At 53.1% G+C, this 20404-nt stretch carries 23 protein-coding genes; 2 read left to right on the top strand and 21 right to left on the bottom strand.

All coding sequences use genetic code 11. The features are described 5' to 3' along the window. Positions 1-2 precede the first annotated feature (2 nt). From potG to FTE26_RS05330, 6 genes are all read right to left on the bottom strand, one after another. Positions 3-1136, bottom strand: coding sequence for a putrescine ABC transporter ATP-binding subunit PotG (potG, locus tag FTE26_RS05355; protein WP_000995994.1), 1134 nt, complete (start codon positions 1134-1136; stop codon positions 3-5). A gap of 94 nt (positions 1137-1230) precedes the next feature. Further along, complete coding sequence (gene potF, locus FTE26_RS05350) at positions 1231-2343, bottom strand: spermidine/putrescine ABC transporter substrate-binding protein PotF (protein WP_000126091.1); 1113 nt, start codon at positions 2341-2343, stop codon at positions 1231-1233. 351 nt (positions 2344-2694) lie between these two features. Beyond that, positions 2695-3171, bottom strand: a complete 477-nt coding sequence (locus tag FTE26_RS05345; protein ID WP_000203025.1) for a YbjN domain-containing protein — start codon at positions 3169-3171, stop codon at positions 2695-2697. An 87-nt stretch (positions 3172-3258) separates the two neighbouring features. Continuing rightward, entirely contained in the window at positions 3259-4161 is a 903-nt protein-coding gene (gene rimK / locus FTE26_RS05340; protein WP_000684321.1) for a 30S ribosomal protein S6--L-glutamate ligase, read from the bottom strand. A 60-nt stretch (positions 4162-4221) separates the two neighbouring features. Beyond that, entirely contained in the window at positions 4222-4944 is a 723-nt protein-coding gene (gene nfsA, locus FTE26_RS05335) for a nitroreductase NfsA (RefSeq protein ID WP_000189121.1), read from the bottom strand. Further along, entirely contained in the window at positions 4928-5215 is a 288-nt protein-coding gene (locus FTE26_RS05330) for a DUF1418 family protein (protein ID WP_001201560.1), read from the bottom strand. Before FTE26_RS05330 ends, nfsA begins: the two co-directional genes overlap by 17 nt. A 159-nt stretch (positions 5216-5374) precedes the next feature. Here FTE26_RS05330 and grxA point away from each other — a divergent pair, with 159 nt between their 5' ends. Then, complete coding sequence (gene grxA, locus FTE26_RS05325; RefSeq protein WP_001195240.1) at positions 5375-5632, top strand: glutaredoxin 1; 258 nt, start codon at positions 5375-5377, stop codon at positions 5630-5632. Between the two features lie 29 nt (positions 5633-5661). Here grxA and FTE26_RS05320 read toward each other — a convergent pair whose 3' ends face one another. Continuing rightward, the gene (locus FTE26_RS05320) at positions 5662-6039 is read right to left on the bottom strand and encodes an inner membrane protein YbjM (RefSeq protein ID WP_000681108.1); all 378 of its coding nucleotides are present in this window, start codon (positions 6037-6039) and stop codon (positions 5662-5664) included. A 269-nt stretch (positions 6040-6308) separates the two neighbouring features. Between FTE26_RS05320 and FTE26_RS05315 the strand changes: the two genes are divergently transcribed. After that, entirely contained in the window at positions 6309-7994 is a 1686-nt protein-coding gene (locus tag FTE26_RS05315; RefSeq protein ID WP_001024876.1) for an aspartate:alanine antiporter, read from the top strand. A gap of 235 nt (positions 7995-8229) precedes the next feature. Here FTE26_RS05315 and FTE26_RS05310 read toward each other — a convergent pair whose 3' ends face one another. The 14 genes from FTE26_RS05310 to FTE26_RS05245 all read right to left on the bottom strand — a co-directional run bounded on the left by FTE26_RS05310 (position 8230) and on the right by FTE26_RS05245 (position 20239). Then, positions 8230-8448, bottom strand: a complete 219-nt coding sequence (locus FTE26_RS05310; protein ID WP_000972391.1) for an ogr/Delta-like zinc finger family protein — start codon at positions 8446-8448, stop codon at positions 8230-8232. A 90-nt stretch (positions 8449-8538) separates the two neighbouring features. Continuing rightward, positions 8539-9639, bottom strand: a complete 1101-nt coding sequence (locus FTE26_RS05305; protein WP_085674494.1) for a phage late control D family protein — start codon at positions 9637-9639, stop codon at positions 8539-8541. After that, on the bottom strand, positions 9636-10121 hold the full coding sequence (locus tag FTE26_RS05300) for a phage tail protein (protein ID WP_000980384.1): 486 nt from the start codon (positions 10119-10121) through the stop codon (positions 9636-9638). Before FTE26_RS05300 ends, FTE26_RS05305 begins: the two co-directional genes overlap by 4 nt. Further along, positions 10118-13195 (bottom strand): phage tail tape measure protein, encoded by a 3078-nt coding sequence (locus FTE26_RS05295; RefSeq protein WP_001282754.1) that lies wholly within the window; start codon positions 13193-13195, stop codon positions 10118-10120. The genes FTE26_RS05300 and FTE26_RS05295 overlap by 4 nt, the downstream gene beginning before the upstream one ends. Next, positions 13188-13307 carry a GpE family phage tail protein gene (locus FTE26_RS05290; protein WP_000763311.1) on the bottom strand — a complete coding sequence of 40 codons (120 nt, stop codon included), beginning with the start codon at positions 13305-13307 and terminating at the stop codon, positions 13188-13190. The genes FTE26_RS05295 and FTE26_RS05290 overlap by 8 nt, the downstream gene beginning before the upstream one ends. 14 nt (positions 13308-13321) lie before the next feature. Then, positions 13322-13624, bottom strand: coding sequence for a phage tail assembly protein (locus FTE26_RS05285; RefSeq protein ID WP_001281009.1), 303 nt, complete (start codon positions 13622-13624; stop codon positions 13322-13324). Positions 13625-13678: 54 nt separating this feature from the next. Further along, positions 13679-14194, bottom strand: a complete 516-nt coding sequence (locus tag FTE26_RS05280; RefSeq protein WP_001207656.1) for a phage major tail tube protein — start codon at positions 14192-14194, stop codon at positions 13679-13681. Between the two features lie 9 nt (positions 14195-14203). After that, entirely contained in the window at positions 14204-15376 is a 1173-nt protein-coding gene (locus FTE26_RS05275; RefSeq protein ID WP_000046127.1) for a phage tail sheath protein, read from the bottom strand. 106 nt (positions 15377-15482) lie between these two features. Next, positions 15483-15863, bottom strand: a complete 381-nt coding sequence (locus FTE26_RS05270; protein WP_073516341.1) for a tail fiber assembly protein — start codon at positions 15861-15863, stop codon at positions 15483-15485. Between the two features lie 32 nt (positions 15864-15895). Beyond that, positions 15896-17815: a tail fiber protein gene (locus FTE26_RS05265; protein WP_000104780.1), complete on the bottom strand. Its 1920-nt coding sequence runs from the start codon at positions 17813-17815 to the stop codon at positions 15896-15898. After that, positions 17812-18417 carry a phage tail protein I gene (locus FTE26_RS05260; RefSeq protein ID WP_001086820.1) on the bottom strand — a complete coding sequence of 202 codons (606 nt, stop codon included), beginning with the start codon at positions 18415-18417 and terminating at the stop codon, positions 17812-17814. Before FTE26_RS05260 ends, FTE26_RS05265 begins: the two co-directional genes overlap by 4 nt. Then, a complete protein-coding gene (locus FTE26_RS05255) occupies positions 18410-19318 on the bottom strand; it encodes a baseplate assembly protein (RefSeq protein WP_000268315.1) in 909 nt (302 codons plus the stop codon). Before FTE26_RS05255 ends, FTE26_RS05260 begins: the two co-directional genes overlap by 8 nt. Then, on the bottom strand, positions 19305-19664 hold the full coding sequence (locus FTE26_RS05250; protein ID WP_000177571.1) for a GPW/gp25 family protein: 360 nt from the start codon (positions 19662-19664) through the stop codon (positions 19305-19307). Before FTE26_RS05250 ends, FTE26_RS05255 begins: the two co-directional genes overlap by 14 nt. Beyond that, positions 19661-20239, bottom strand: coding sequence for a phage baseplate assembly protein V (locus FTE26_RS05245; RefSeq protein WP_000993753.1), 579 nt, complete (start codon positions 20237-20239; stop codon positions 19661-19663). Before FTE26_RS05245 ends, FTE26_RS05250 begins: the two co-directional genes overlap by 4 nt. Positions 20240-20404: the final 165 nt, after the last annotated feature.

Below are 20404 nucleotides of genomic sequence, written 5' to 3'. Positions count from 1 at the left end.
CCTTAAACCGTCAGCACCACACAGCTGTCCACTTCCCAGCACAAACGCACTTCGTCGCCCCAGGTCGGTAACCCTTTACGATGACGATGGGCGTTTTGTAGCTGGGCGCTAATCATCTGCCCACTTTTCAGACGAACGTGATACACCGAAAGATCGCCGAGATAGGCAATGTGTATCACCTCCCCCACCGCGAAGTTACAACCATTGGCGGGCGGCTCTTCGCAAAGCATGATTTTTTCCGGGCGCAGCGCTACGTGTACCGGCACGTTATCGACCACTGAAGCATCCGCATCGACTTTCAGTGGATGCACCAGCCCCGGCGAATCAAGCACCAGGCCATCTTCCTGACGCTCTTTGAGTACACCTTCAAAGACATTAACCGAACCGATAAATTCAGCGCTGTAGCGGGTAGTTGGATGCTCGTAGATCTCTTCCGGCTCGCCAATCTGGACAAATTTCCCGCGATTCATAATGGCGATACGCCCCGCCATGGTCATCGCCTCTTCCTGATCGTGGGTGACCATCACACAAGTCACACCGACGCGCTCCAGAATATCCACCACTTCAAGCTGCATCCGGTCACGCAGCTTTTTATCCAGCGCGCCCATCGGCTCATCGAGCAGTAATAGTTTCGGGCGTTTGGCAAGGCTTCGGGCCAGGGCCACACGCTGTCGCTGACCACCGGAAAGCTGATGCGGTTTGCGTTTGGCGAACTCCTGCATGTGCACCAGGCCGAGCATCTCATGGACCCGACTGGCAATTTCCGCTTTCGGTAGTTTGTCCTGTTTCAGGCCAAAAGCGATGTTCTGTTCCACGGTCATATGCGGAAACAGCGCGTAAGACTGAAACATCATATTGATGGGGCGCAGGTAAGGCGGCACCTGTGACAAATCGACGCCATCAAGCATTATCTGTCCGGCAGAAGGTTGTTCGAAACCTGCCAGCATACGCAGCAGCGTGGACTTGCCACAGCCGGATGCGCCCAGCAGCGCGAAGATTTCACCTTTGTAGATGGTCAGGCTGACATCATCCACCGCATGTTGACCATCGTAGGATTTGGTGAGGTTGCGGATTTCTAATAGCGGCGTCAGCGCCTTACGGGTTTTCGCCTGCGGGCGAGGGATAGCGTCATTCACGGCTGCTCTCCGGCATTGAATGTGTGCAAGCGCACCATGATGGTGCGAATTGCCGGCGGGTGTGGTGCGCCCGCCCGGCATCTAAGGCTGCGGATTATTTTCCGCTCTTCACTTTGGTCCACGCGCGGGTGCGCACACGGTCGATTTTCGGGTCCTGCACTTTCAGAGTGAACAGCTTCGCACGAACATCCGCAGGCGGATAAATACCCGGGTTCTCACGGACTTCCGCACTCACCAGCGGCGTGGCTGCTTTATTGGCGTTGGCATAGAACACATGGTCGGAAATATGCGCTACTACATCCGGGCGCAGCAGGTAATTCAGGAACTGATAGGCTTCGTCTTTGTTTTTGGCATCCGCAGGCATGGCGAATACATCAAAGAACGCCATCGCCCCTTCTTTTGGAATCGAGAACGAGACATTCACTCCATTCTTCGCTTCCTTCGCGCGGTTTGACGCCTGCCAGACATCACCTGCCCAGCCGATAGCGACGCAAATATCGCCGTTTGCCAGGTCGTTAATGTATTGAGATGAATGGAAATAACGAATGTTCGGGCGCAGCTTTAACAGCAGATCGGTTGCCGGTCCGGTGTAATCATCCGCTTTAGTGCTGTTGGGATCTTTGCCGAGATAATTCAACACGGTAGCAAAAACTTCTTCTGGCGCATCCAGGAAAGAGACACCGCAGCTTTTCAGTTTTTCCAGATTTTCAGGTTTGAGGATCAAGTCCCAGCTATCGACGGGCGCGTTTTCGCCCAGCACAGCTTTAACTTTATCAACGTTATAGCCAATCCCGGTCGTCGCCCACATATAGGGCATAGCAAATTTATTGTCGGGATCGTGTTTGGCGACCAGCTTCAGCAGCTCCGGGTCGAGATTCTTCCACTCCGGCAATTTGCTTTTGTCCAGCGGCTGGAAAACTCCCGCAGTCAACTGGCGTTCAAGAAAGCTGGCAGATGGAACCACCAAGTCAAAGCCGGTGCTACCCGCCATTAATTTGCCTTCCAGTACTTCGTTAGAGTCGAAAACATCGTAGACGACTTTAATACCGGTTTCTTTTTCAAAATTGGCCACCGTGTCCGGGGCGATATAATCAGACCAGTTATAAACGTGGAGTGTTTTTTGTTCAGCCGCGAGCGTGCCGACAGAGACGGCCATCAGAGCACCCGCAACCAGACCCGATAGCCATTTTTTATTTAAGGCGGTCATATCTCTTTCCTTCTGAAAGTTCGTTAACAAACGAACAAAAGTTGTCACACTGAAAGATATGCAATAAACGTGCATATTTTTTTATCGGCGCGGTGTAAGAAAAGAGAACTCTCTCCCGGCCAGCACTGCTCGCTATATAAAAGCATCGCAAGAATAACTTTAGCCAGGGTTTGAGACTATAGCTCGGATTAAAAAACGGTATTTAACAAATTTTTATGCGTATTTGCTCTATGTGATAAAGCCAAATCGACACAAGATAAGTGAAATAATCTTTAAGAAAAGGTTAAAAACAGCAGATAATTTTGCAGCGCGCAGTCACTGCGGCAGCGACTGCGTGCTCGAAAGGAATTATCAGTGGAGAAAATAGTTTTCGGTAACGTTGTTTTGCCCTTCATCGTCAGTCGGTAACAGCAGTTGATGGGCATTAGCTTCAAGAATGACCATCGAAATCTGCTCTTCGCTCTGACGCACGAACCATGCAAACTGCTCATAGGTTACGCCCTGCATAACGGATAAAGACTGGCAAACCACCAGCTTTGGCAGATTATCATCCTGCATATCAAGAAATGCTTTCACGGTCAGCGAACTGGCATTGATGGCAGATAAATCCGCCGCCAGCGGCAATACGGCTGAAGGTCGGACTTCCGCCATGGCAGAAAACAGGATCGTGTTATCGATCAGATCGATTTTGGCATCAAAGACACCGTCGAAATTCTGCATATGGGGCAGATGCAGAGCCTGACAGTTATCACATTCAAAAAAACTCATCCCCAGGTCATCGAGCCATTGACGCAGCGTATCCAGACCAGGAACGACCAGCGATGTCATAATTTTGTACAACCTCTTTCGATAAAAAGACCGGCACAGCTTACGCAAAAAGCGCAGGCAAAACCATGATCAGTAATGTGATTGCGACTAACCACCCGTTTTCAGGCAATATTCTGTCGTAGCGTGGCGTTCGATCCAGCGGATCATTTTACCCGCGATGTCGATACCGGTGGTTTTTTCTATTCCTTCCAGCCCCGGCGACGCATTCACCTCCATCACCAACGGCCCGCGATTAGCACGCAGAATATCCACACCAGCAACGTCCAGCGCCATCGTTCGCGCGGCTTTTATCGCGATTTCACGCTCCTGTGGTGTGATACTGGCGACGCTTGCCGCGCCGCCACGATGCAAATTGGAACGAAAATCGCCCTCTTTCGCCCGCCGTTCAATCGCAGCGACCACTTCATCGCCAACAACCAGACAGCGGATATCGCACCCTTGCGCCTCTTTGATATATTCCTGCACCAGAATATGCGCGTTCAGACCGCGGAAAGCGTCAATCACGCTTTCCGCCGCCTGACGCGTCTCCGCCAGCACGACGCCAATTCCCTGCGTGCCTTCAACCAGCTTGACCACCAGCGGCGCACCACCGACCATGTCGATTAAATCGCTGGTATCATCCGGCGAATGCGCAATGCCCGTGACAGGCAGGTCGATGCCCTGACGCGCCAGCAGTTGCATGGAACGCAATTTGTCACGCGCCCGGGCAATGGCGACCGACTCATTGAGCGGATAGCTCCCCAGCATCTCGAACTGGCGCAGTGCCGCCGTCCCATAAAAGGTAATGGCGGTGCCAATACGCGGGATCACTGCGTCAAAATGGGGTAACTTGCGGCCTTTGTAGTGAATAGAAGACGCCGCAGGATTTATGTTCATGTAGCAAGAAAGCGGATCAAGAATTTCAACCAGGTGACCGCGCTGTATAGCGGCTTCACGCAGCCGCTTACACGAATAGAGCGTTCCATCCCGGGACAATATGGCAATTTTCACCCTGCACCTCTCTGTCAGACCTGGTCAAAAGCCCGCGTATCATACATCGACGTGGCGGTTTTAGCGCGTCGCCCAACCCTGTTTGTGCAAATAATCCAGAATAAATGGGCGGCTTTCTTTAATGATTGTTCGGCGGATATGATCGCTCCAGGTATCCCGGCGATTATTGCTGCCACGGGTGAGGTAATATTCCGCCAGTTGCTCGTCATACTGCGCCAGTGCGTCTTTATCCAGCGGTTGATAGCTGTTTTCATGCACCAAAATGGAGGCCGGTAAACGCGGCTTGAGATCCGGATTATCCGCAGGCCAGCCAAGGCACAGCCCAAACAGCGGCAGAACATGCTGCGGTAATTTCAGCAGTTTCGTCACCGCTTCAATATTATTGCGCAGGCCGCCGATATATACCCCGCCCAATCCCAGCGATTCCGCTGCGGTTAATGCATTCTGCGCCATCATTGCCGTATCAACGACACCGAGCAACAGTTGTTCCGCCAGGCCGAGCTGAGCATCCGGACAGATCTGTAAATGGCGGTTAAAGTCGGCACAGAACACCCAGAACTCCGCCGCTTGCGCTACGTGTTTTTGCCCGCCGGTCAGCGTCACCAGTTCTTCACGTAACGCTTTGTCAGTAATGCGAATAATGCTACTGCACTGCAAAAAACTGGAACTGGACGTCGCACGGGCGCTGTTAATAATCGCCTCACACTGCGCGTCGGAAATGGGTTCATCAGTGAAATGGCGAATGGAGCGATGGCCACAAATAAGTTCAATGGTTGGCGTCATTATCTTTTTCTCTTTCTGAACGTGAATATTGCGGTGGACGGTTCATCAGCTGTGGGGCAAGACGTTTTGCCACCTGAAGAATAACCACCACCGCAGCGGGAAGCATGAGCAAAACACCGAGAAAAATCATCAGAATCTGCACTTCTGGCCGAGAAAATGGCTCAGGCAGCGACAGGGAGTCGCTTACCGACAGCAGCGCCACCGCCAGTAGCATCATTCCGATAAATTCCAGTATCAACACGCCTTTAGGCAATTTACCGATCGCGCGCATACGCTTCCCTCTGCAAAGTGAGCCTTCAGTCTAAAACTTTTCACTGTATTGTGTTTAACAGTTATAGCTTTTAGCAATTAATGCAACAGGTTAAACCTACTTTCAGCGAATACATTTTAGCGTGATCATTACAGGCATAAATCTATGAGGAGAGAAATAATGCAAACCGTTATTTTTGGTCGTTCGGGTTGCCCTTACTGTGTGCGTGCAAAAGATCTGGCTGAGAAATTGAGCAATGAACGCGATGATTTTCAGTATCAGTATGTAGATATTCGTGCGGAAGGGATCACTAAAGAAGATCTACAACAAAAGGCAGGTAAACCCGTAGAAACCGTGCCGCAGATTTTTGTCGATCAGCAACATATCGGCGGCTATACCGATTTTGCTGCATGGGTGAAAGAAAATCTGGACGCCTGATCGTCTGACAAGCCCTCGCGTTGAGGGCTTTACTGATTTTTTCTGTGCTGTGGTTTAAACAAACTACTGATAAATAAGAAACACAGTGCCCCCAGCGCACACCAGAACACCGCGCTTAGTAACCATGCCAGCTCTTGCCAGAATGAGCGCGTCGGTGAAAAAAACAGCCGCATAATGAGCATCGAACAGGGTGCCGCCAGCATTGCGCCAAACAGAGGTTTCAGGACTTCTCTACGCTGTGAAAAGAAGCTGGCGACTGCTCCAGGAAGAATGAAAAATAGCAAGCCGATTTCAGGATGCCCGGCAGCCCGAAAAGCGCCTTTCATGTGCGTCGCCAGAAAAAGGCACACCACAATGAAGAGGACAAAACAGCAGATTGCCCCCGCCCAACGTTGTTTATGTTTCACTCGTTCCTCCTGACACTGCGTCTATCGAACACATTTTTCGCCAGTGTGGCGTTCAGTAAGATAAAGCCGCTTCGCATTCCATGCTAATATAGGCCAACGCAATTCATATAGCCGTTGATACCTAATGTGATTACACTAGTAAAATATATTGTTACTTTACTATCGTTTAGGTGCGCTGAATGAATCTGCGCCCTGAATTCTGGTAAAAAACATTATCGTAAATTACCATTTCTTTCAACAGCTTACTAGTAAACAAGAAGTTAGCCTCCGTGAATATAAACGTCGCCGAATTGTTAAATGGGAATTACATTTTGTTATTATTTGTGGTCCTCGCGCTTGGGCTATGTCTCGGAAAGTTACGACTTGGTTCGATCCAACTGGGTAATTCCATTGGCGTTTTAGTCGTATCGCTGTTATTAGGCCAACAACATTTCAGCATTAACACCGATGCGCTTAATCTTGGCTTTATGCTGTTTATTTTCTGCGTCGGGGTCGAAGCCGGACCGAACTTTTTTTCCATTTTTTTTCGCGATGGGAAAAATTACCTAATGTTAGCACTGGTGATGGTTGGCAGTGCGCTGGTGATCGCCTTAGGGTTAGGTAAGCTGTTTGGCTGGGATATTGGCCTGACGGCCGGTATGTTAGCAGGCTCTATGACGTCGACACCGGTTCTGGTCGGTGCTGGCGATACACTGCGTCATTCCGGCATGGAAAGCAGGCAGCTCTCACTGGCACTGGATAATCTGAGCCTCGGGTATGCCTTAACCTATTTAATCGGTCTGGTGAGTTTGATTGTTGGTGCGCGTTACTTGCCGAAATTGCAGCATCAGGACTTACAGACCAGCGCCCAGCAAATCGCCCGCGAACGTGGCCTGGACACTGATGCCAACCGTAAGGTTTATTTACCGGTGATCCGCGCCTATCGCGTCGGCCCGGAGCTGGTGGCCTGGACCGACGGCAAAAATCTGCGTGAACTGGGTATTTATCGACAAACCGGCTGCTACATTGAACGTATTCGACGTAACGGGATTCTGGCAAATCCAGACGGTGATGCCGTGCTACAAATGGGCGATGAAATAGCGTTGGTAGGCTATCCCGACGCCCATGCCCGACTCGATCCCAGCTTCCGTAACGGTAAAGAAGTTTTCGATCGTGACCTTCTCGACATGCGTATCGTCACTGAAGAAGTGGTCGTTAAAAACCATAACGCTGTAGGTAAACGTCTCGCACAACTGAAGTTGACCGATCACGGTTGCTTCCTTAACCGCGTCATTCGTAGCCAGATTGAGATGCCGATAGATGACAACGTCGTGCTTAACAAAGGTGACGTTTTACAAGTCAGCGGTGATGCCCGTCGCGTAAAAACCATCGCCGATCGCATCGGCTTTATCTCGATTCACAGCCAGGTCACTGACCTGCTGGCATTTTGCGCCTTCTTTGTTATTGGGCTGATGATCGGGATGATCACCTTCCAGTTCAGCACATTCAGTTTCGGCATGGGGAACGCTGCCGGGTTGTTATTCGCCGGAATTATGCTGGGCTTTATGCGTGCTAACCACCCGACCTTCGGTTACATTCCGCAAGGTGCATTAAGCATGGTGAAAGAGTTCGGCTTGATGGTGTTTATGGCAGGCGTTGGTCTGAGCGCCGGTAGCGGTATTAATAACGGCCTGGGCGCGATTGGCGGTCAGATGTTGATTGCCGGATTAATTGTCAGTCTTGTGCCCGTGGTTATCTGTTTCTTGTTCGGTGCTTATGTATTGCGAATGAACCGCGCACTGTTGTTCGGCGCAATGATGGGCGCACGCACCTGCGCGCCGGCAATGGAGATCATCAGTGATACAGCTCGCAGTAACATCCCTGCGCTGGGCTATGCGGGCACCTACGCAATCGCCAACGTCCTGCTGACGCTGGCAGGGACAATCATCGTCATGGTATGGCCAGGATTAGGATAAAACTGAAGTTGCCCTGAAAATGAAATTTTTTTGCACAACCGCAGAACTTTTCCGCAGGGCATCAGTCTTAATTAATGCCACTGCTTTTCTTTGATGTCCCCATTTTGTGGAGCCCATCAACCCCGCCATTTCGGTTCAAGGTTGATGGGTTTTTTGTTGCCTAAAATTTATTCTATTTAAAATCATGAGGTTAGAAGCACTGTTTTTTAACGATGGCGACAAAATGGCGGCAGCGTCAAAGAGAGAGCGCCACCTGTCCTGATTTCATTGGATGCGGCTGAACCGGATTTGACTCTTTTGGCGTTGCAATCGAACGAACAAAAGTTTCATGGGTAACAAAAGTATGGCTGCAGTTAATATTCTGGCACTGGTTGTAACGCTCTTTGGTCAATGAAGATACCTGAAAACTGCTGCGAGTATGGGCGGCACTTCCACACAGTGGGCAAATCATCATTTTTCGAGTTCTCCCCATTTTTGCTAAATTCACAATAATGATACCGCATTATTCCATTTTGCAAACTTAAAAGTTCTCCATTGCGAAGAATCATTCCATTTCGAAATCATCAATCCTCACTTCAAGCTCCAGACTGGTCGTAAAACCGTTATCCGGGCTGACGGTATGCGTCAGAGTCGTAATGGTCCATTCCGCATCATCTATCGGCTGTTTAAAGCCACTGACTTTCACTGGCATTTCCGTGTAGAGATCTGCCCGACCTTCCGCCAGTTGTAGCGAGAATGACGCAACGCCGCGTTGCAGGCGTTCCCACTGCATTTTCGCCGCTCGTTCGGCGTTGCTCCGGTTGGCATAAGTGCGATTAAGTACCAGCACGTTTTCATCCGTACCCACCAGGTAATCGCCCTGCTTCGCTTCCGGCTCTTTCTTCTGCTTCTTAGTCCTGCGCTTACGCTTCACCGTGGTGCTTTCTTTCTTCGAGGGTTCGCGAGTATGCAACCAGCTGGCAATTACGCCCGTGTAAGCTCCGCGATCTGCCAGGGTAAAGCGGTGACTGTCGCCGTCCTTACGTGTGATAGTGATCACCAGCAGTGGTTTACCGCTGGCACTTTTACCCTGTCCCTGTCGGATGAATAACAGATTGCCATTTTTCACTGACGCGATAGCACCGTACTGGCGCGCCAGCCGCATCAGAAAACTGCCGTCACTCTCATTAGTCTGGTCTATATGTTCCACGGGCTTATCCGACAGGTCATTACCCAGTGCCATCTTCAGCTTGTGACGCGCGGCTATTTCCTTGACCACTTCCCCGACAGTGGTCTTGTGCCACGACTTTTCACGGCGGGTATTCAGCGTTTCACGAAAATCAGCACTTCGCGCCCGGATAGTCAGGCGGTCCGGTGCGCCAGTGTGTTCAATCTCGTCCACCGTGAATGCCCCTTTCGGGAAAAGCGGCTGCCCCTTCCAGCCCAGCGCCAGCGTAATGACCGCACCACGGCGCGGCAGCGCTATTTTTCCATCGGCGTCGTCCAGCTCCAGATCAAGCTGGTCCGCTTCAAAGCCCCGGTTATCCGTCAGCGTCAGCCTCATCAGGCGGTTATCCAGCACAGTGGTGATATCCCTGCCCTCAATACTGATGCTGAATGCGGGAGTTTTGTTGCCTTTGTTAAGCAGTTCAGAGCTGAAATTCACGACAGCAGCCCTCCCACCGTTTTACTGATATCACTTAAGGCAGATGTTGCCGTGTCCTGCAGATTATTCAGTTGCGTACTGAGATCACCGAACATATCGGACAGGGATTCATCCACCCGTTTGAGCGACAGGGTGAACTCAATCCGCCGCGGCATACCGTCGCGGAAAAACTCCGTTTTAGTCAGATTCAGTCCCTCAATCACATACATGCCGTAAATCGTGCCGCTGCCTTCAATCAGGGGCCATGCTTTTCCCTGTTCTGCCATCTGCTCCAGAGCCAGCAACGACAGCCTGCCGCCCGTTATCTCCGGCATAAGAACACCAGAAAGCGTCAGCATGTCGTTGTCCGGTCCCAGAAACTGCGTGGACGGACGACGGTTTACCCGGCTGTTTGCCGCATGTCGCCAGCTGCGTTGATACTGCAGTTCCTGATACGGAACGGTGCGCAGCATAAACACGTACAATCCCAGCACCATCATCATGCGTCGTATCCCCCCTGATCGCTGTAGTTACTCCTGGCTTTTGCCTTCAGCCTGCGTTCACGTTCATCAAGCTGGCGTGCCACCTCCCGCGCAATATCCTGCGCACTTTGTCCTGGCTGCATCTGAATGATGATCTGCGTCGGTGCCTCAATCCTGTAAACGGGCGGCACAGTGGCTGCACGACTCACCATCGCTTCGCCGCCTTTCGCGGGAAGTGCCAAAGGATGCAACGGTGGAAGCTCTGCAGGCGCGGCAGCAACGCCCATCATTCCGGCAACAACGGCAGCCAGTGCAGCTGTATTTCTCCGGCTGGTCACATTTGCCGGGCCGTTAACAATTTCCGGCCCGTTTTCACCGACGATGCCAAACTGCCCGCGCGGGATATAGCCGCCGCTGTCATACATCCCCGCAAAGCCATATCCCCATGACGGAAAACCACCCGATGGCATCATCACTTTACCGTTTGTATTCACCGTCGCAGGTTGCTGACGCGTCACACTTTCCGGTAGTTTCGCCTTTGCGGCCTCTTTACTGACAACGCCGAGTTTCTCCAGCAACCAGGAAACGCCGGATTTCAGGGAGTCCAGCGGATGCATGACCATATTCAGCCCTTCCGCCAGTGCCTCCCCGAATCGCCGCCCCATTGCCGCTGCACTCTGCAGTTCGGCAGAGGTTGACTTAACGGGCGTCAGCAGATCAGTAAACCAGCCCCACAGCGCCTGTACTTTGTCGCCAATCCACTGGAACACGGGCTTAAGCGGTTCGAATGCTGCACTGACGGGACCTGCCGCCGCTTTGAATCCTTCCACCACGCCACCAAGAAATGCGGTGATGGGTTGCCAGTATTTCCAGACAACCAGCGCCACGCCCGCCAGTGCAGTAACCACAAGACCTATCGGACTGAGCAGAGCACCTAACAGACCAGATACGGCATACAGGGCAACGCGCAGCATCGCCAGTGGACCAGATGCCAGTACTCGCAGCACCGTGCCTGCGGCGGCCAGTCCACCACGCAGTACCGCCAGAGGATTCATAAACATCACAGCAACAGCACGTAAACCGGATAATCCAGACCGCAAAAGTGCAACCGGCGCACCTGCTACAGTTTTCAGGACATTTCCCGTCAGTGATGCCGTGCGGCGCAAAGACGACAACGGCGCAGTAAGTAAACCCGCAGCGTGGCCCGATGAAGCAAGCCCGCGTCGCAGCAGTGCCAGTGGTGCGCCAGCCAGCCAGGACAACGCGCTGCTGGTTCGAGTTACTGCTGCCGTAACGGAAGGTAACGTTTTGATACCCAGCACAGAGAACCCCAGACGGATCACTGCCAGCGGCCCCAGCACTGCAGCTAACACCACCGCTAAGGTGCCGAGGCCCACGGTAACCGCAGCCACAACAGCCGCCGCTTTCATCAGTGTGCCCGTCAGTTCCGGGTTAGCTTCCACCCAGCGACGCAACGCCCCCGTGACGCTTTTCACCGTGAACAGAATATCCATCAGCGGCTGGCGCAGCGTTTCGCCCAGGCTGCTGAAGGTGTTCTGCGCTCCGGTTTTGACCAGCAACCACTGAGCAGAAAGTGAGTCTTTGTTGATGTCGGATTCTTTCTGCATGGAGCCGAGCGCATCATTGCCCGCTGTCAGTTTTAGCTGGCGCTGCAGTTCCGGCAGGTTGTTTGCCAGTTTCGCCGCGTCATCGCCAAACTCTTTACCAAACAACATGGTCATGGCAGACAGGCGCTTATCCTGCGGCAGCGCGTTCACCTTCTCCAGCACGCGCTGGATGGTTCCCATCGCATCCTTCGTCATCTGCTTTTCAATCACTTCAGGATTGAGTTTCAGCAGATTCATCCCTTCAAAGAAACTCTTGCTCTGCATGGTGGCAATGGACAATTCACGCACCATCGCGTTTGCTGCACTGGCTGCAACCTCTGGCGCAGCGCCCAGTGTCAGGAAGGTGGAACCCAGCGCCGCCGCTTTACGATAATCCAGACGATCAGCCACACCGCCCAGGCGTTGCATGACATCAATGATGTCTGCCCCTTTCGACATGGCGTTATCATCCAGATAGTTCAGCGCATCACCGAGCTGTTCAATATTGCGGGTAGGGATTTTGTAGAGCTGGGCGATTTTCCCCAGACTTTCTGACAGTTCATCCGCTGGCAGCTCAAAGGCTGTTGCCGCCTTTGCTGCCGTACTGGCGAAGGCCAGCAGGTCACGTTTCTGGTCCTCCCAGCTGTCGTCAGGGTTTGCAACGTTCATACGCGCACCACCTTCAACCAGTGCAGCGAAGTCCACCGCACCGTTTTCCATCGGCAACTGTTCGCTGGCAGCTTTGATGGCATCCTGCATTTCATAAAAACGTGCAGTGCGGTTGCCATTATCGTCACGCAGACCATTGACCTGCTTTGCCACACCTTTCATGGCATCTTCCATGCTGGTATAGCTTTTTACTGCCGCCATCACTGGCGTCCCCATTGCCAGCCCTGCCGCCGTGGTGGTGGCTCCGGTTCCTGCGATGCGATCGCGCACCTCCAGCGAACGGGCATAACTGGCACGCGCTGCATTCATCCTGCGCTGAGCTTCCCCCAGTCGCTTCAGCCGCGCCTCCTGTTTCGACAGTTCCTGGTTATAACGTGATGTTTCACGGGCTAAACGGGCAGTTGCTCCCGCATCATCTTTCGCAGAAATTCCCGCCCGGTACAGTTCTGCACGCACAAGCGCCGTTTGCTTCTGCAAATATTTTTGTTGTTCTTCCAGGCGTTGGACTGCCAGTGTTTGCCGACCTAAAGCCACAAGGTGCCGTTGTGATGGTTGTTCCATCGCTTCCAGCTCAGAACTAAGCAAATTTGCCTTCTGTCTGGCATAGTTCAGCCTGTCGCCTAACTTTTTGTTATCGGCCTGCAGCTTGCGAAATTTTTCCAGGCTGTTACCCGCCTGATTGAGTTGCTTTAATGCGTCACGGGAGTTTCTGATTGCGCCAGCCAGCTCTTTCGAACTGGCCTGTGCAGCACGGAATGGGCGGGTGAGTTTGTCAACCGCATTAAGAATGACCTGCAGGCGCAGGTTATTATCACTCATCGTTAGCCCCGCTTCTCTGAATCGCTTTATACCGCCATTCCAGCACTTCGGTCAGCGGCATAACGTCAGTAACGGATGGCGGCCAGTGAAAGATGGTGGCGATATCAGCCACCAGATCGTCAACCGTCAGGCTGTCGGTAAACCGGCAAGCACCGACTTCTTCAACAAAAAAGTGACAACCTCAACCGACATAGCGGTGAGATCTGCCGGGTCCATCTCTGCAATTTCCTGTGCAGTCAGTGCCGGGCTGGAGATGCGGGGGATCACGGTCATCATCGCGTTCACATCCATATCCATAATGGCCTGCAGGCGTGTACCGCGCAGTGCACCAGACTGCGGTTTACGCAGCACAATTTCGGTGATTTCCGTTTTACCGCGCTTGATAGGGGTATCCAGTTGAATAGTCTTTTCAGTCTGCTTATCGCTCATTTTGTTGTCCTGTAAATTGGGTTCTGGCGCGGAATCCCGCGCCGTTCAGATACATCAGAGGCCGAGGGCGTTGCGGTGCGCTTCCATCAGGTCCACACCGTCCACAATTTCCACCATGTTGATAAGGTCCACTTCATAGAGCACCTCACCATTGATAGTCAGCTTCGCGTAGCTGTTGGTACTGGTCACTTTGGTGGTGTTGCTTTCGCCCGTCTTCCACTCACCGGAATCCACTTCTTTGTGACGTCCGCGCACCACAAGCTCCACGGCCTGCACTTCCCCGGTATCGTCACGCTGGATAGAGCCGGTAAAGCGCAACTGGATACCATCCACCGTGGCTTTGCCCATCTGCTTAAACAGCAGCAGTTCAGTACCACCAATGGAAAATTCCGTATCCAGTGCGCCGTCATCCAGCCCCAGATCAACATCCACTGCACCCGGCATTCCGCCGCCGCGATACTTCTCATATTTGCGGGTGAATTTCGGCAGCGTCAGCGACTCAACGATCCCCTGCCAGTTGTTCCCGTCATTAAACAGGTTCAGGTGTTTTAATTTGCGTGGTAAAGCCATGTTGTCCCCTTACGCGCTGACCTGGCTGGAGAAATTCACCAGGTACTGATCGGTGATGCGCTGACGCAGCATCAGGTTTTCAAGTGGCGGCACTGGTGTGTAGTCGTAGTCGATGGTGAGTTTTCCAGCTTTCAGAGTGTCTTTGTCGTTCACCGACTCATCCAGCCAGCAATCGCCACCAATGAGATAGCCCTGACTGATCAGGCTGCGCATTTTGGCGCGGATACCTTCGATAATGTCGCGGGCCAGCGACGGATTCAGCGGTTTGTCGACAGCCCACATTGGCGCTTCTGCCATCGTGTCCATCAGCACCTGCGCCGTGCGGGTGTTGTTTTCGAAGGCAAAGAGTGGGTCATCACTCAGACAGCGGGAACCCCAGAAGCGAAAGCCGTCTTTGCGGATAAGTGTGGTAACATCGTTCTGGTTAAGCAGTCCCGCATCAGTTGCCGGGTCCTGCAGATCCCAGAACACATCAGCAGAAATTCCAGTGACACCGTTCACGCCCACGTTGGACAGGCTTTTGTGCCACCCTGTCTGCTCATCAATTTTGGCACGCAGACCAAGCGCACGGGCGGTGGCATATGCCGTTGCGTCGGCATTCAGCACCGTGTCCCAACCAGTAAAGTCAGGCCAAATCAGCATCCCTTCACGCTGACTGAAGTTTTCACGGTAAGTGATCGCCTCCTGCACCGTCTTGCAGCCATACGCTGACAGGTAAGCAAACCCACGCAGGCTTTGCGCCACGCCCAGCAACTCAGTAGCAACGGCTTTATTATCGTGCCCCGGCACGCCGAGGATGCGCGGTTTAACACCGAGCTGTGACTGGGCAGATAACAGGGCTTTCATACCAGTTTTTTTACCTTCAGCAGTCACTGCGCCGATGATATTGGTCGTGGTTTCTTCTTCCGTTTCACCCTGCGGCACACGCACAACAACGGTCACGGGTTTTGCCTGGTCAGCGATGGCATCCAGCGAGCGGGCCAGCGTACCGGATTCACCCGCCTTACCGCTGGCAGTAAGCACATCAGTGATTAGCACGGGTTTATTAAGAGGGAACATTTTTGCATCGGCATCATCGCCCGTGCAGACCATGCCCACGATGGCGGTGCTCACCGTGGTAATGGATCGAGTGCCTTCGTTGACTTCAACAACGCGCACTCCGTGGTGGTAATCCTGAGCCATAGTGGCGAACCTCCTGATTGGATTAGGCTTCGCCCTATGTTGAAGTGATTGTGTCTGACAAGCAGCTAAGCGCAGTTGTACCGTTATTCACACAAAATGACGGTATTTATCTGCTTGCAGGGAAAACAGGCCAAATAATATCAGGTGCGGTGCTGGTATCTGTTGCCGTCACAGCCTCGATATAATCCAGCACAACGTTAAGTCGGGTAGTTTCCTCTTGCGTCAGTTTGCGCCCGGCCTGCAGCTTTAACTGAATCACGCTGATATTGACCATTGCTGCGTCTATCAACGACTGTTTTTTCTGTTCAGCGTCAGCTACCAGTTCATCATGAGAACGTTCCGGAGTGGGTGGTGCAGTAAATACCCCGTCTGAATACGCCCAGCCGATTCCGGGCTGCTCACTGATATCAGAAATATTAATGAGCTGCAGATTATCCGGCACAGTGAATTCATCCTCGCCATCCCAGACAATGACATTCACAACCATCCCATTTTCAATAACTGCATATGACGCATTCATTATGCAAACTCCTCGATAATACAAACCCCATCAGCACCTTTCCCGCCCGTCATACTGGTTCCGCTATAACCTGCATCGTATGCACCACCTCCGCCTGAACCAAATGCCCTGCCTCTAACGCCACCGCCAGCGCCTGCGCGTCCACCGCCACCCCAGTACGATGTTCCGCCTTCACCGCTGACGCCGATATTTCCGGACTGACCGTCGCCTCCATCTCCACCAGTGATGCGGATATCGCCAGTACTCGGCACACCTCCGTTACCGCCGTTTGTGTTTGTAACACCCACTTTCCCGCCACCTTCGCCACCAGGAGCAATTAACGATGCGAATACGCTATTCCCGCCCCTGGTGCCGTTCGTTGCACTAACACCACCGGCCCCACCTGCGCCGATAGTGACTGGATAACTATTCTGTGTCGGGGTCATTATTGAAATTATTGTTCCACCGGCCCCACCGCCAGCACCGAAAAACGTTTCATTATTGGATGTAGCCTTGCAGCCGCCCCCTCCGCCACCGCCGCCCGTTATTGTGACCCTGATCCGTTTTGTTTCTGGTGATGGGGTATACGTACCTGATGACGCGAAAGCCCGGGTACTCAGCCGGCGTCCCACGTATCCGCTTGTATCTCCCAAACCAAGATAACGAATAACCTCCTGTTTGCTTGTTTTAGCCAGAATATCCCGTCCAACATTAGTCAGGGTTGTCAGGCTGGCTGTATCATTCCCCGTAAAATACGGTAGTTTGTCTGCCGCAGTGGCAAGGCCTGCCAGTGCGGTCAGTGTGGCGTCGGCAGGTTGTTTTCCATTGGCAAGGTCATATACAGCCTTCACAGCTTTTGGTGTGGCAGCCTGCGTTTCTGACGTGCTGTTAGTGGCGCTGCTGAGTTGCACGGTACCTTTTACCGTCAGTGAAGCTGCAGGCACATCCGTTATCTGGCTCCACGGGTGCGTGTGACTGACAGGTGCCTTACCTGCTGCAAGGTCATATGCCGCCTTCACTGCCTTTGGTGTGGCAGCCTGCGTTTCTGACGTGCTGTTAGTGGCGCTGCTGAGTTGCACGGTGCCTTTTACCGTCAGTGAAGCTGCAGGCACATCCGTTATCTGATTCCACGGGTGTGTGTGACTGACAGGTGCCTTACCTGCTGCAAGGTCATATACAGCCTTCACTGCCTTTGGAGTGGCAGCCTGCGTTTCTGATGTGCTGTTAGTGGCGCTGCTGAGTTGCACGGTGCCTTTTACCGTCAGCGAGGCTGCAGGTACACCTGTTATCTGATTCCACGGGTGTGTGTGACTGGCGGATGCTTTACCTGCTGCAAGATCATATGCAGCCTTCACAGCCTTCGGTGTTGCGGCCAGTATTTCGGATTCACTGTTGGTCGCACTGCTTAACTGAGTAAAACCTTTTGCGGTCAGCGAGGCGTCCGGGTGACGTCGTGACTGTTCGTGCTCTGATATTTTGTCATCCACATACTTGCGGGTTGCCAGCACTACAGCAGGGTCGATTTTCAGGATGATATTGTCCGTACTGCTGGTAATCAGCACCATGCGCACGGTCTGGGTACGCCCACTGCCTTCAGCCAGTTGCGGCTTATAGCTTTCCGGGCAGTTACCCACGGCAATCAATGCCCCGGACTCATCAAACAAGCCCACTTCACGTATCCACCAACCGCCCTCGTTTTCAGGGATCACCTGTTCAGCAATAATCTGGCTGCTGTTCTGCGGGTCGATATAAAGCATATTCAGCGCAGCCCGGCGTTTCTCATTTACCAGTGCCGTCTGCTTTGCGTCCGGCGTTGGCAATACTCCGCCGCCATCGCCCACCGCCATATGGGTAATTTTTAGCGGCACACCGAGCGCGGCGGCGCTGGCAAGTTTCGCCGCGCCAATATCCGTCAGCAGGGTATAAAATTTTGTGCTCATGGATTCACTCTCATTGTGTCAATAACATGGACCGCCCCGCCTTCATGCGCGGTGCCACCGGAAATAATCGTTTCGTTGATATACGGATAGATCGTGATTTCTTCGCCAAGATAGCTGGCGGCTCCCACCCAATGCGGGCCGCTGGTCTGCAGATTGATGGACATGCCGATCATGTGGCGGCTACATGGTTTGGCATCGCTTATCAGTCGCTCAAGTTCCAGATAGGTATCTTCAGTGATACCCTGGTCCTGCACGCCGATATCCAGGCGAAACGTGCCCGGTGCCTCTCCGGTCTGCCACCACTCAATAATGCGGATCAGAAAGCCGAACGGCTCCACCACCCGCCGCACGGCACTGGTGGTCCCTTTATGCTGATGAATATAAAAAGCATCCTTCACCACCTGGCGCTTGACGCTTTCTGTCCAGCCCTCGTCCCAGCGATCTACAGAGAACGCCCAGGCGAGATAAGGCAGGAAACTGACCGGACAGGTTGCCGGATTCCACAAGTCACGAAGCGGCACCTGCAGATCAGAAATCCCGCTGCAGGTTTGCGCCAGTCGGCGCTCCAGTGGTGTTGAACCCGGTGGCAGCAGACTATTCATCCGTTCCTCCGTTGGTTACGCTCCACTGCGTACATGATGCCGCCTGTGTTTTGTTCAGGACCACATCCTCCAGAGGAGAAGCCAGCTCCACACGCTGCACACCCTCAACATGCAGGGCGGCAAAGATGGCGCTACGGCGAATATCCCGACCAAGACGCGTCTGACTGGCGATGTACTTCTGCAGGCTGGCTTTTGCCGCTGCCATTACCGGCTCTGCTTCCGGTCCAGGATAGAGAAAAATGGTGGCTTCCACGCGATACGGGATGATTTCTGCGCTGCGAACCGTAAGACGGTCAGCCACCGGGCGGACGTTCTCACTGTTCAGAGCTTTTTCCACCACGTCCAGCAGGTCTTTTTCTGCAGTTCCGTCGCCTTCGCGGCTAAGGACAGTCAGCACCACCTCTGCAGGTGCCGGGCTGGTTGCACTGGCATCCGCCACCCGACCGTCGGCGCTTCGGGCATGAAATTCATAAGCTGCAGTTGGCCCCGCAACTGAAAGCCCTTCAAAGGCTGCAGGCACACGCAGGCGTAACGCTTCATCGCTTTCCATCACAGCTGCAACGGGCGGCACAGCGTCATTATCAGCAGGCGTCACCGTCAGGCGTTTCACGTTGTAGTTGGCAGCGAGCTGGTCAAGATCGCTGCCCATCGCGTAAGCCACCATCACAGCCTGCGCGGCTTCGTTAATGCGCTGGCGCAGAAGCAACTCACGGTAAGCGTTCTCCTGCAGCAATTTGGTGACGGGTTCAGATTCCAGTTCCAGCGTGCGGATCACTGCTTCCTGCTCATCTTTCGGATGAAGCGCAACAAATCCGGCCTTGCGTTCGGCAAGCAGCGTCTCAAAGTCCGGCACATCCACAATCTGCGGCGCAGGCAACTGCGAAAGGTCAATCACTGCCATTCTCTGCTCCTGTTGATACTGAAAGGGACACAGGCACACCGTTATTCCGCCGCCCGGTCAGCTCCACCACCATTGAACCGTCAAAATTGCTGTTAATAGTGATGGAATCCAGCGTCAGCCGTGGCTCCCAGCGACTCAGTGCCACATACACAGCCGACATAACCTGCAGGCGTAACGCCGGATTTTGTGGCTGATCTATCAGTGCCGACAGCAGGGAACCATATTCCCGACGGGCAATGCGGCTACCCTGCGGCGTCAGCAGAATGTCCCGCACCGACTGGCGCAGATGGTCAATATCAGTAATGGCTTTACCGTTGGTATTGTTCATCCCGCTATAAAGCGTCATACCGGGCCTCCGGTTGTGTCGCCGCCTTTCAGGACGCCAGTATGCTGATGCGCATCAACCACGATCCCGTTAGAACTCATTGCTCCGCCGCCCTGGGTAACGCCACCATTGATCACCACTTCGCTGTTAATGCGCGTGCGGTCAGCCTCCAGTACAAACTCACTGGTTTTCATGGTGATGTTGTCAGCGGCCTCAATGACCATTGATTTGATGCCCCTGACATACCAGCGCCCGGTGGCGGGTTCATATTCAAACCAGCCACCGTCCGGGTATTCCGTCACGTTGCCGTCCTCAGAGCCTGAAGGTGGCGGAAACTGGTTTGAGTAGACCGCAGGCAGGGCAAACGCGGTTTCCAGATTGCCGCCAAGGCTGAACAGCACAACCTGCTCACCCACAGACGGTTTCCACCAGGTGCGCGATTTGCCCGCGCGCAGTGTCAGCCAGTTAATCCAGTTGGTTTCGAGGTCGCCAGTTTTCACCCGACACAGCCAGTTTGCCCTGTCCACTTCGGTGACTACACCTGTGCGGATCAGGTTGGTGATAAGGCGCATGATTTCGGTTAATTGTGCGTTCATAGGGAAAGGTTGCCATCAATAGCAAGCAGTAGACAGCCTTTGTAATTGTATTAGACATAGAACAAATGCCTTTCAATGGTCTGCGTTAGAGCATTAATACGTTGCAAAAGGTCGAATGACGTTGCGCAAGTTAAGAAGTTCAATGCTCTTAAAAAAGCACTTGAA

Source organism: Escherichia sp. S10b (assembly GCF_028421345.1).
GTDB lineage: Bacteria > Pseudomonadota > Gammaproteobacteria > Enterobacterales > Enterobacteriaceae > ECMA0423.
This window is presented reverse-complemented; position numbering and strand designations above follow the sequence as displayed.

Excerpts from the sequence above, each read along its gene's own strand:
- FTE26_RS05270 (WP_073516341.1), bottom strand. The coding sequence starts at position 15,863 with ATGGTTGTGAATGTCATTGTCTGGGATGGCGAGGATGAATTCACTGTG.
- potF (WP_000126091.1), bottom strand. The coding sequence starts at position 2,343 with ATGACCGCCTTAAATAAAAAATGGCTATCGGGTCTGGTTGCGGGTGCT.
- grxA (WP_001195240.1), top strand. The coding sequence starts at position 5,375 with ATGCAAACCGTTATTTTTGGTCGTTCGGGTTGCCCTTACTGTGTGCGT.
- FTE26_RS05265 (WP_000104780.1), bottom strand. The coding sequence starts at position 17,815 with ATGAGCACAAAATTTTATACCCTGCTGACGGATATTGGCGCGGCGAAA.
- FTE26_RS05275 (WP_000046127.1), bottom strand. The coding sequence starts at position 15,376 with ATGGCTCAGGATTACCACCACGGAGTGCGCGTTGTTGAAGTCAACGAA.
- FTE26_RS05245 (WP_000993753.1), bottom strand. The coding sequence starts at position 20,239 with ATGAACGCACAATTAACCGAAATCATGCGCCTTATCACCAACCTGATC.
- FTE26_RS05330 (WP_001201560.1), bottom strand. The coding sequence starts at position 5,215 with ATGCGCGCGATCGGTAAATTGCCTAAAGGCGTGTTGATACTGGAATTT.
- FTE26_RS05295 (WP_001282754.1), bottom strand. The coding sequence starts at position 13,195 with ATGAGTGATAATAACCTGCGCCTGCAGGTCATTCTTAATGCGGTTGAC.
- FTE26_RS05260 (WP_001086820.1), bottom strand. The coding sequence starts at position 18,417 with ATGAATAGTCTGCTGCCACCGGGTTCAACACCACTGGAGCGCCGACTG.
- FTE26_RS05280 (WP_001207656.1), bottom strand. The coding sequence starts at position 14,194 with ATGGCTTTACCACGCAAATTAAAACACCTGAACCTGTTTAATGACGGG.
- FTE26_RS05345 (WP_000203025.1), bottom strand. The coding sequence starts at position 3,171 with ATGACATCGCTGGTCGTTCCTGGTCTGGATACGCTGCGTCAATGGCTC.
- nfsA (WP_000189121.1), bottom strand. The coding sequence starts at position 4,944 with ATGACGCCAACCATTGAACTTATTTGTGGCCATCGCTCCATTCGCCAT.
- FTE26_RS05285 (WP_001281009.1), bottom strand. The coding sequence starts at position 13,624 with ATGAGCGATAAGCAGACTGAAAAGACTATTCAACTGGATACCCCTATC.
- FTE26_RS05300 (WP_000980384.1), bottom strand. The coding sequence starts at position 10,121 with ATGATGATGGTGCTGGGATTGTACGTGTTTATGCTGCGCACCGTTCCG.
- FTE26_RS05255 (WP_000268315.1), bottom strand. The coding sequence starts at position 19,318 with ATGGCAGTGATTGACCTTTCGCAGTTGCCTGCGCCGCAGATTGTGGAT.
- FTE26_RS05310 (WP_000972391.1), bottom strand. The coding sequence starts at position 8,448 with ATGATGATTTGCCCACTGTGTGGAAGTGCCGCCCATACTCGCAGCAGT.
- FTE26_RS05250 (WP_000177571.1), bottom strand. The coding sequence starts at position 19,664 with ATGACGCTTTATAGCGGGATGAACAATACCAACGGTAAAGCCATTACT.